This window comes from Chitinophaga sp., assembly GCF_035564935.1.
Taxonomy (GTDB): domain Bacteria; phylum Bacteroidota; class Bacteroidia; order Chitinophagales; family Chitinophagaceae; genus Chitinophaga.
This window is the reverse complement of the sequence record NZ_DATMTE010000962.1, coordinates 1-11,496: the sequence shown is the minus strand read 5'-3', so window position 1 is coordinate 11,496 and position 11,496 is coordinate 1. Positions and strand designations below refer to the sequence as shown.

Genomic DNA, 11,496 nt, shown 5'->3' with positions numbered 1-11,496 from the left:
AATGTATATTCCTATGTAAGGGATGAAAGTAACCAGTGGCAAAGTAATCCATGGACGGGCGCTTCCGATGAAGCAGATATGACCTGGGCCAGGAGCGGCTACAATTCTTACTTTATGAACATCGGTAGCTGGGACCCTACTTCCGGTTTCTTTGATTTCTGGATGGATTATTATAAAGGCATCCGTTCTGCTACCTACTTTATGGAGAATGCAGATAAATGCAAAGAGATACTCGATCAGCCCGGCGGTGCAGATATTATTAAGCGTTATAAGGCGGAGGCCCGCTTTCTCCGTGCTTATTTTTATTTTGGATTGCTGCGGCAGTATGGTCCTGTGCCCTTACTTGGCGAAAGCATACTGGCGCCGGATGTACCGTTTGATGAAACACAGATACCCCGCAGCAGCTACGATGAGTGTGTGGATTTTATTGCTTCTGAACTGGACCGTGCGGGGCAGGACCTGCCATTGCAGCAATCCGATGAACTGGAATACGGCCGCATCACCAGGCCGGTGGCCATGGCTGTAAAGGCTAGAATGCTGCTGTATGCCGCCAGTCCGCAATTTAATGGCAACGCCGATTACGCCAGCTTCAACAACCAGGATGGCAAGCCGCTGGTGAGCACTACCTATGATGTGAATAAATGGAAGAAAGCTGCAGATGCCGCCAAAGCAGTGATTGACCTTAACCTCTTCCAGTTGTACAAAGTAAATGACGCCAGCGGGGCTTATGATCCGTTTGCTTCCTGCCGCGATGCTATTATGTCGCCCTGGAATAAAGAGGTGATCTTTGCGCGTGCAGGTAACGGTGTAGATCAATGGGAAGTACACTGCTCCCCCCGTTTTGCCGGCGGCTGGAGCGGTGTTGCCGCCACCCAGCAAATGGTGGATGCGTTTTTTATGGAAAACGGAAAAGCCATTGATGAAACGGGATCAGGGTATGTGTCTTCAGGATTTTCCACTACCGATACCCGCTACACTACTGCGGGCACTTACAACATGTATGTAGGAAGGGAACCCCGGTTTTATGTGTGCATCACTTATAACGGTATGACCTGGTTTAACAAAAGTGAAGGAGAGAAGAAAGTAGAGCTGTTCAATACCGGCAACACCGGTAAGAGAGGTACTTACGATTACTCCCGCACGGGTTACCTGGTACGTAAAAACTATCATCCCGATACCTATCCCCGTTTGAGCCGTTATGTGTACCGTCCGTTTGTATTGTTCCGGCTTGCTGAAATGTATCTCAACTATGCGGAGGCGTTGAATGAGTCCCAGCCCGGAAGTGCGGATATCCTGACATATGTGAATGCGATCCGTGAACGTGCGGGCATTCCCGCCTTACCAGGCGGCTTACCGCAGGCAGAAATGAGGGAGCGTATCCATCGTGAGCGCCGGGTGGAGCTGGCGTTTGAATGCCATCGTTATTTTGATACCCGTCGCTGGAAAATTGCAGAACAAACCGATGGCGGCCCTTTTTACGGAATGGACGTAGATGCCGGCACCAGTTTAACGGACCTTTCTTTTTACAAGAAAACAGTATTCGAAACGAGGGTATTCCAGAAGAAGCATTACCTGTTCCCGATCCCTCAGTCTGAAATAGACCGGAATAAAAAACTGGTGCAAAACCCCGGCTGGTAGAGCGGAGTTTGTCTGACTCAGGATTAAACTGATTACACCGATTACCCTGATTTGATTTTGTAATGATTTTAAAAGATTTGGAGAGATCTAAGCGAAAATATCCGCTTAAATCTCCCCAAGTCCTTTTAAATCCAAAGTAATCAAATCAGCGAAATCAGTGTAATCAGTTTAATCCTGCTCCAAGACAATTTCCATCGCCGAAGGCGATCCTTCGCTAATATACCGGCTTTAACCCTTTCGCTTTCCAGTAGTTGATGATGGGTTGGTAGGGGCCGAATTTGTGCTGAGCCACGGAAAACGTATCCACGAAGGGACCCTGGTCGTAATCGATGGCTTTTTCAGCCATGTGCGGGTAGTCAAAGCTTTTGGGATTGGGCCGGGAGTGGATCTTGTCGTTGTTTACAAATGCGGCAATATCTATTGCTTCCTGGTCGGAGAGAAAGGGTTTGCCTGGTGTGGCCTTATCATAAGGCATATTGTTTTTCAGCCATTCAGCCTGTTTTATAACACGATGCATACTGGAGCCTGGCTGGTAGGCAGTGTTGCCCCACAGTGGCGGGTATACGTAAGTGCTTTTATCTGCGTTCCATTGTCCTTCTCCATTGGGGCCATGGCAGCGGGCACAGTTAGTTTGATAAAGTACCTGCCCGTTTTCCGGGTTGGCAGCTATGTCGGGGAAAGTAAGATGCAGGTTTTTGGCGCCTTTAAAAGGTTTGTTTTTAGGCACAAAGGTGCTGATCCACTTGAAGTAGGAAAGGAAGGCCACCATTTCTTTGCTATCCAGTGGTAAGGGTTTGCCATTATGCGGCCGCATTACGCAGTTGTTAACCCTTTCTGCGAGGGTAAGCACTTTGCCTTCCCTGCTGCGGTATTGCGGGTAGTTGTCGTGTGATGACATCAGGTTGAACGAAAATGCTTTGGTACCTGCATCCTGGTGGCAGTTGGTGCAGTTCATTTTATTGCCGAGGTATTTGCCCGCGCTGCCATCCGGCCCTATATAGCGGGCGGTGTTGATCATGAGTTCCCGGCCGTATTTTACCGACTCGCCGAACTGATCATCGGGTATAAGCGTGGTGTCGATATTAATATAGGAAACGCTGTCCGGTTGTACAAGTGCGGTGGCCTTTGTTTCTCCTGTTACGGCTGATCCGCAGGAAGATATCATAGCTATCCCCCAGCAACAGATTCCGCAGATCACAATTAAGCTTCTCATGTATAATTTTTTTGTAGTACACAATTATTGTTCATAACCCGGCTGAATAATGTAGGGAGCCAGTTTCTCCGCCGGGATAAAAGAAGCCCGGTAAGACGACATGCCCGTTCTCAGCAGCCAGAGAAATCTTCCCCCGAAGTTGGTGAGTATTACCGTATTTCTTTTAGTAGCGCATTGCAGCAGGGTAGTGTCGCTTACCAAATAACTGCTGCCCATCCGTTCGTTGTAATTTTCCGGCGGCAGGATGGTGTTGATGCGAAGTGTTGCCTGTTTTTTGTTTTCATCCAGTTTAAAAGAAAGTGTTCTGGATGTTTTTTTGCTCACGCCATTGTCGAAGAACATCAGTTCGCCGTGTTCATTGATATGCAGTGCGTGCGCCTGGTCAAATAGCGAAGCGGCAGGCATTTCAAAGTCGCCGTTCTTTCCGAATGTCCACAGGCGTTTGCCGGTGTGCGCATCTATCTTCCATATCTGCCCGTTGTTATAAAAAGAAACGAGGTAGTTGCCATCTGTATCAAACGCGATGCAGTTGGCATGCATCCAGTCTTGTTTTTCTTTTAAGATATTTTTATCGTCCAGTGGGTTCAGCACATCAAACACTGTCCATTTCCATACCTGTTTGCCTTGCCTGTCCAGCACCAGGATGCCATCGCCTTTTACGGTGTCCTGTTTGCTGCCGCCTTTACTGCTAAGGTCACAGATCCTTTCTTCCACGCAAAGCGTTACAAACTGGTTTTCCTGGTTCAGCAGTATTTCGTGATGAATGGTTTGTTTGAAATCCTGTTGTCCTTTTTTCAGGTTAGCGAGTGTGTCACCGGAAAGATCCAGTTCCAGGATCTGGTCGCCATAACTGGTTTCATAGCCCGGGCCGCCCAATAACGTGAGAAAAGTATTGTGCGCTGTAAACCGTGCTACTTTAAAACCGGTACCGCTTACCTGGTGGTACCAAACAATGTTGCCTTTTGCATTAAGCAGGAAAAGAATACCGGGATCGTCGCGGCGGGTAAGCATTACATAGCCTTTCTTAAAAGCGGCCGGTAACACGGAACTGTCGGGGCAAACCACGCTGAACATATCTTTCATCCACGCGGGTAAACCAAATGTATTGAATGTATAGGTTTTGCTCGGGTAAAGATCCTTCCCATGACCGGTTAAAACCCTGTATTCATAAGCCTTTTCGGGCAGCAGGTTGGTAAGTATAATGGTATGGCTGATCCGGTGTGCAGACAGCCGTGTAATGGTACGTTGCTGTTCATGTCCTTTCTGCCAGTATTCCACGGCTGCATCTGCGGTATCCGTACACAGGATAATGGTTTTTACCTTAATGGCGTTTTGTCCCTGCGGAAGAAGCGTGATGGAAACAATATCGTTACCACCGCTGTTCATACAGCCCGGCGCAAACAGTAACAACGCCGCTGCCATTGACAGCAATGGCAGCAGGCGTCGTAATTTATTCAATGAGATCATCGATATTGAATAATTTAGAAAGATAATGACAGTTGTTATTGACGGCGACCGCTGTTGCTTAGATTTTTGTTAAGATCCGTTTGCGCCTGCGGGTAGGAAAAATATTTGTCACGCGCCAGGTTAATGGTCGGTGTTTTTCCTACTGCAGTAAGATACTTATTTACCACGCTTTCGTATTTGCCCATGCGGATCAGATCCTGCCTGCGTTTACATTCAAAGAAAAATTCCCATCCGCGTTCCTGCAAAATGGCATCGCGTAAACTTTCTTTGGTGAAGGTACCTGCGGCACCGAGGTTGGTAGCATGGGAGCGGTCTTTCACCTGGTTAATAAGCCCGATGGATTCGCTGTTGGGGCCATTCAGCTCATTCAGCGCTTCGGCCCTGCACAGCAGGATATCGGCATAACGGAGTATCGGGAATACGTGACCATCGTAATAGGTAGTGGAGCCGTTCGGATCGGCGAACTTGGTAGTGGCCACATCCGGCATGTAGTAGTAGCCGTCCGGCGGATTGGTTTGTCCCGGAGGCGCCTGCATATAATGCAAACCATCGGTACCGGTATAGTCGGAATAGAACATTTTCTTACGGTCGTCGTTTGCACCGAAGGTATTCCAGAAATACCAGGTTAAAGCAAAATACTGCCACCTGTCTGTTACCTGCGGGTTATTGATCGGGCCAAAGTGATTCATGATTTCAACGGCATCTACCAGGGGATCTGCCAGTGCGCTGAAGATGCTTTCCTGGCACCATTTATTTTTCTCTGCAAACAATCCTGCATAGGTGGGATATAATCCATAACCCAGTTTCATGATCTCTGTGGTGAGGTCCAGCGCTTTTTGCCATTCGTGTTCCCGCATATACAACTTGCATAACAAAGACAATGCGGCGCCTTTGGTAGCGCGGCCAATATCATTTGTGCTGTAGATATCGCTGTTCAGATAATCTGCAGGAAGATGGGCGGCAGCAAATTCCAGGTCGCTGATGATCATCTTATTGATCTCTGCTACCGGCGTGGTAGGCAATGCCGCTTCGTAGTCCGGTTCCGCAATATTCTTTTCAACGGTTTCTTCTGTTACTAGTATTACCGGCCCGAATGCGTCTGTCAGATCCACGTAGCCAAGTGCGCGCAGGAAGCGGAGTTCCGCGGTGAACTGATCTTTTTGTGCATCTGTAATGCTGGTCATTTTAGGAATATAATAGAGGGAGATGTTGGCATCCGCCACCAGTTTATATTGATGTTGCCAGGCAAAGGCCAGGTAGGTATTGGCTGGCGCCCACTGGCAGTCGGACATCAGTCCTACGTCGCCGCCGGAACTGGCATGGCCCACATCCGTGGTAAGGTCAGAAATGGTTACCTGGAAGCCGGCGTAATACATCCATGCATCCGATTTGCCGCTGGGTTGCTTAAGCCTTGAATAAACGCCGTTTACGGCGGCTTTGGCATCGCTTAGCGTGAGGAACGCATTGGCATCCGTGAGGTAACTGTATACTTTGGGTTCCACCAGTTTCTTGCACGAACTGGCGCCGAGCAGTAAGGTGGTGAGTGCGATATATGCGTATTTCATTTGTTCCGGATTTACAGGTTAAAAGTTCAATTTAAGACCCGCGGTAAACGTGCGGTAAGCAGGGAAGGCGGTATAATCCAGTCCTGACGACAGGTTAGCGTTACTGCCGCCGCTATTGAGATTGCTGTTTACCTCGGGATCTGACCCTGTATATTTAGTGATAGTAAATAAGTTTTGTACGGAGCCGTATACCTTAATGCCTCTCAGGCTTTTCAGGAAAGTTTTGGCCACCGGGATATTATAACCGAGCATCAGCATTTTACAGCGCAGGTAGGAGGCGTTTTCCACGAAGCGGGAGTTCATCAAACCGCCGTAGGCAATCGCATATCCGTCTCTGGGTATATCGGTGTTTTCGTTGTTGGTGGTCCACCTGTTCAGTGCAGCTTTACCGGGACCGGATTCCAGTACCAGACCGGTTCCGTTGTACAGGCTGTAATCCAGTGCGCCCTGCAGGAAAATGTTCAGTTCAAAACCTTTATAGGCAAAGTTGTTATTGATACCATAGATATAATGCGGGTTGGCATGTCCGAGATAGGTGCGGTCGCTGGCATCGATAATGCCATCCGGCTTACCGTCGGGGCCACTAATATCTTTGAATTTAGGGTCGCCTGGTTTGGAGTTGGGTTGCGCGGGATGCGCTTCCCCGGTTTTTATTACACCATCATAAATATAACCATAGAAGGTACTTAGTTCCCTTCCGGGCTCCAGTTTTGTAAAGTCCATACCGCGGCCGCCGTAGAGGTTAGCGGTTTGAGTGATGATATAGGGGCGGCCGCCCAGGTCCAGGCAGTTTTGTTTATTGTAGGCGATGTTTACGGTGGTATTCCAGGTGAACGCATGATTCACGATGTTTTCTGTAGTTACAGATAGCTCAATACCTTTATTTTCAATGCTGCCGGCGTTTACGGTTTGCACCGCAAAACCGTTCCAGTCGCCGATAGGCATATCAAAGATCAGCCTGTTGGTTTTTTTCCGGTAGTAATCAATAGTAGCAGAAACGCGGTTGTTGAAAAAGCCCATATCAATACCCAGGTCCAGCTGCGCCGTGCTTTCCCATTGCAGGTCGGCATTCGCCAAACGGGTAGCCACAATTCCTCCGTAGCTGTCGCTGCCTTCTCCAAGCGATACGTTGGTGGCTCCGAATGTTGGAAGATAAATATAATCACCGATCCTGTCGTTACCGGTAACGCCGTAGCCGCCTCTCACTTTCAGGTTAGAAAAAATGTTCAGGTTCTTGATAAATTCTTCTTCACCTGCTCTCCAGGCAAGAGAGCCTGATGGGAAAATACCAAATCGGGTGTTACCGCCAAACCTGGATGATCCGTCGCGGCGTACCGTTACGGTGGCCAGGTATTTATCTTTCAGGGAATAGTTTACCCTGCCGTAGGCGGAAGCCATTTTAGAAGGGATCACACTGCTGATGTTGGATAACCGTTCTGTACCCGCTTCCAGGTTCTTATATAGAAATGCATCTGTGCTGAACTTCTGTACCTGTGAATAATGTCTTTCGTATTTATCGGACTGGTAAGAAACCCCTGCCACCACATTGAGGGAGTGAATGGTATTAAATACTTTGCGGTAAGTGAAGTAGGCTTCCGCCAGGTTACGGGAAATGGCCAGGTCGTTCAGGCTGGCTTTACCTTGTACTTTTTCACCGTCTACCAGGTCGCGTGGAAGATAGGTACCTTCTTTGGTGGTGGTATATTCGCTACCGCCGTTCACACGGAAGTTAAGGCCGTCCAGGATCTGGTAATCTGCATATACGTTAATGTTCACTTTGTTTTCGAACCGGTCGTTGGTAGGCGCCATCAGCCAGGCCAGCGGGTTATCTCTTCCTTTGAACCGGGCGTAGGTGCCGTCGTCGTTGTAAACGGGAATGGCTGGTGAGGCGGTGATCACGCCGTACATTACGTTGGAAGGTACAATGTTGCCATCATAGGTTTTGAAGTTGGTATACGCATGTGATGCATATACGCTGGCTCCTGTTTTAAAGCGTGCTGCGAATTGCTTATCGTAATTCAATCTCACAGAATACCTTTCAAAAGAGGTATTTTTCAGCGCACCATCCTGTTTGAAGTAGCTGCCAGACAATGCTACCCTGTCTTCCGCGGTACCCCCGCTCACGCTTAAGTTATGGCTTTGCACGATGCCCGGGCGGGTAGCGAGTTTAAACCAGTCGTTGTTACGGCCACTGGCCAGATCTGCGGCGGTATAAAAAGCGGGTTGTCCTTTTTCGATGGCTTTGGCATTGGTGACCTGCATATTTTCCAGGCCATTCATTTTATCATATTCCTTTACGATCTTTTGTGTGCCATAATAGCCATCGTACTGGATGGAGGCCCTGCCGCTTTTCCCTCTTTTGGTAGTGATCATCACTACACCGTTGGCGCCGCGGGCGCCGTAAATAGCGGTGGAAGAGGCGTCTTTAAGGATCTGTATATCGTCGATGTCGTTCGGGTTGATGTCCTTTCCTGTTTCGGAGGGAAAGCCATCTACCACGTACAGGGGTTCGTTGGTGGATTTGATAGAGTTGCCGCCGCGGATGCGCACAATGGTTTGCCCGCCCGGCGCGGCGTTCGACTGGCTCACCTGCACCCCTGCAGCGCGGCCCTGTATGGCCTGTGCAGCATTGCTGGTTACGCCGCCGAGGTTCATGTCTTCGCTGGAAATGGAGCTGATAGAACCGGTGAGGTCTTTCTTTTTAGTAGTACCATAACCCACTACTACTACGTCTGTAAGGTTAGATACCTCTTCGGAAAGCGTTACTTTAAAGCTGGTGGTTTTGCCATCAAATTTCACCGACCAGGTTTTAAAACCCACCATGGAAATTTCCAGTGTTTCGCCGGGGTTGGCATTGATCTTAAAGCTACCGTCGGTATTAGTAACGGTACCGAGTTTGGTACCTTTTACGGTTACCGTAGCACCGGGCAGGGGCTGGCCTTTTTCTGTAGTAACCACGCCGTGCACCTCAATGGGTGGTGGCGGCGTGGTAGCCGGTTGCACCAGGGGTTTTGTTTTTACGATAATAGCGCCTCCTTCAATACTGTAGGTGAGGGGCTGGTTACGCATAAAAAGATTCAGCGCATCGTTTACAGGCATGTTGCTCACTGTGATATTGGCCCTGCCGCTTTTTTCCAGTAAGGCTTCATCAGCCAGGATATTGAGGCCGGTTTGTTTGTTGATTTCCCGGAACACCTCTTTGGCAGTGGCATTTTTCATCGACAGGCTTACTACCTGATCCGGGGCTGCGCTCACCTGTGCCGTAGCAGCGAAACATAGCAGGGCCAGGAACTGACCGGCCTTCAGATGTTTGGTTAGATGCCGGCTGCTCTTACACCGGGAACTGGCAATAGTACGTAATTGCATACTTGTGCTGAGTTTTGATTGAGAGAATGGTTTGGTTGTGCTATCTTCCTTAACAAGTTTTTGTTACAATGAACATTCCCGTCATACTGGTTGATATAATTGTTCACTTCCAGGCTTTAATCGCCTTGTATAATTAGTTTTTTTCCTTCTAAGCGGTAATTGACATCGTTGGCATTCAGCATTTTTAAAACATTTACGAGGCTGCTGCGCCGGCTGATCATCCCGAAAAATTTCCGGGGCCTGAGCTGGCCTTCGTATACTATCTCCACATCATACCAATGGGAGAACTGCCGCAGTACAGTAGTAAGATCCGTGCTTTCGAACTGGAAGTATCCCTCTTTCCAGGCGGTTATTTCAGCGGTGTTTACACCGGTTACTTTCTTTACGTTGCCGTTGGGGCTTATCTGTGATTGTTCACCCGGGGCCAGTTGTATACTTCCTTTCTTACTGTTTACCTTCACTGCGCCTTCCAGCAGGGTGGTATTAATAGTAGCTTCATCTGCGTAGGAGTTGATATTGAAGCTGGTGCCCAGTACATCTACCGTTACCTGGTTTACCAGTACGCGGAAAGGCCGGCGGGCATCGGGTGCTACTTCAAAATATGCTTCACCGGTAAGTTCTATCCGGCGTTCTTCTCCGGCAAAGGTGGCCGGGAACCGGATAGAAGAAGCGGCATTCAGCCATATTTTACTGCCATCGGCCAGTACCAGCGGGTAGGTTTCCCCCGGGCCGGTGGTGAGCGTGTTATAAATGGGGGTGTTGCCGGCTCCCTGTGTTTTAACATATACCAGTTGTCCGCCCTGGTTATGTACGGCGCTGTTGCCCTGTTGTGCCAGTTGCCGGATACCGGCGCTGTCCAGTATTATTTTTTCGCCGTTGGCCAGTGTGAGCACCGCCTTGTGTCCTCCGGGCGTTGTAGTTGCAGGTATGTCCTTTTTCGTGGTTACTGCCACGGTGGTGGCTACTGGTTGTCTGAAAAAGTAGATGGCCGGGATAGTGAGCCCGAGTACAGCCACTGCTGCTGCCGCCAGTTTAAACCGGCCAAAATTCTTCCGGGGAGAGAATGGTACCACCGGTGTGCCCTGTACATGCTGTAACAGCTCCTTCCGGACCCTGTTGCCGGGTTCTCCGGAATAAGTACCACTACCCGGTTGTACCTGCCGGAAAGCGGCCTGCATTTCGTTCAGGAGGGTACGGCCGGAGGCGTCGTCCCGCAGGTAGTCCATCAGCTCAAGGGCTTCCTGCGGACTACAGGTCCGTTGTTGCCAGCGTTGCAGCAATACCTGGTAATATTCATTGTTCTTTCCTGTGGGCATATATATTACTATCCCAAAAAAAGAAGGTAGGGTGGGTGGGGGGAGAAAAAAAATTACCTGGAGGTATCCAGCAGGAGGCCAGAAATCAACAGCAGCGGGAGAATACCGTCTGTGTTGGTATAAAAGAAGAACTTAATGCTTTTCATGGCCAGCACCATATGTTCTTTTACGGTATTCCGGGAAATGCCCAGTTCTACGGCTACTTCTTCGTAGCTTTTGCTTTCTTCGCGGCATAGCCTGAATACCTTCTGCCGTTGAGGAGGCAGCTGGGCGATGGCCTGGTGTAATAAAGATTCATATTGTTTCCAGAGCAGTGCAGTATCCGCATCTTCGGTTTGTTGCTGTAGTTCCTGCATTACCTGTAAGCGCAGGGCAGCATCGGCACTGATTTTCTTTAAGAGTTTAAACACATGATTCCTGGTAATACGGTACAGGTAACCACTGAATGATAATTCAGGGTTGATCCGCTCCCTAATTTCCCAGATCTTTATAAACACTTCCTGTAGTGCATCTTCGGCCAGTTCCGGAATATTAATGAAGTGGAGGATATAAGTGTAAAGTGAGGGGTAATACTGATCATATAGTGTTATATACGCCCCGGTATCCCCTTGCTGCAGCCTTTGCAACAGAACAGCTTCTTCATTGCCCACTGGATTCTCGATTTGATGACTAAAATAAGCAATTGGCGGATAATTTGTGTAAAAAATTATTGGCCGCCTTCGGCGGGGAGATTGTCTGACTCAGGATTAAACTGATTATACTGATTTCGCTGATTTGATTTTGTAATGATTAAAAAAGATTGGGGGAGATATAAGCGGATTTTGTCTGACTCAGGATTAAGCTGATTACACTGATTACCCTGATTTTATCTTTTGTGATTTTAAAAGATTTTGGAAGATATATGCGGATTTTGTCTGACTCAGGATTAAAC

At 48.6% G+C, this 11,496-nt stretch carries 7 protein-coding genes; 1 reads left to right on the top strand and 6 read right to left on the bottom strand.

All coding sequences use genetic code 11. The annotated features are described in order from the left end of the window. A partial coding sequence (locus VN105_RS24965; protein WP_325645363.1) for a RagB/SusD family nutrient uptake outer membrane protein occupies positions 1 to 1,638 on the top strand: 1,638 nt, incomplete at its 5' end. Positions 1,639 to 1,852: 214 nt separating this feature from the next. On the opposite strand, the gene VN105_RS24960 is transcribed toward VN105_RS24965, so the two are convergent. From VN105_RS24960 to VN105_RS24935, 6 genes are all read right to left on the bottom strand, one after another. Further along, positions 1,853 to 2,851, bottom strand: a complete 999-nt coding sequence (locus tag VN105_RS24960; protein ID WP_325645361.1) for a c-type cytochrome — start codon at positions 2,849 to 2,851, stop codon at positions 1,853 to 1,855. A gap of 24 nt (positions 2,852 to 2,875) precedes the next feature. Next, a complete protein-coding gene (locus VN105_RS24955; protein WP_325645359.1) occupies positions 2,876 to 4,309 on the bottom strand; it encodes an aryl-sulfate sulfotransferase in 1,434 nt (477 codons plus the stop codon). Between the two features lie 44 nt (positions 4,310 to 4,353). Beyond that, positions 4,354 to 5,883 carry a RagB/SusD family nutrient uptake outer membrane protein gene (locus VN105_RS24950; RefSeq protein WP_325645357.1) on the bottom strand — a complete coding sequence of 510 codons (1,530 nt, stop codon included), beginning with the start codon at positions 5,881 to 5,883 and terminating at the stop codon, positions 4,354 to 4,356. Between the two features lie 18 nt (positions 5,884 to 5,901). After that, complete coding sequence (locus VN105_RS24945; protein WP_325645355.1) at positions 5,902 to 9,249, bottom strand: TonB-dependent receptor; 3,348 nt, start codon at positions 9,247 to 9,249, stop codon at positions 5,902 to 5,904. Positions 9,250 to 9,365: 116 nt separating this feature from the next. Further along, entirely contained in the window at positions 9,366 to 10,565 is a 1,200-nt protein-coding gene (locus tag VN105_RS24940) for a FecR family protein (RefSeq protein ID WP_325645353.1), read from the bottom strand. A 53-nt stretch (positions 10,566 to 10,618) separates the two neighbouring features. After that, entirely contained in the window at positions 10,619 to 11,215 is a 597-nt protein-coding gene (locus tag VN105_RS24935; protein ID WP_325645351.1) for an RNA polymerase sigma-70 factor, read from the bottom strand. Positions 11,216 to 11,496 lie beyond the last annotated feature (281 nt).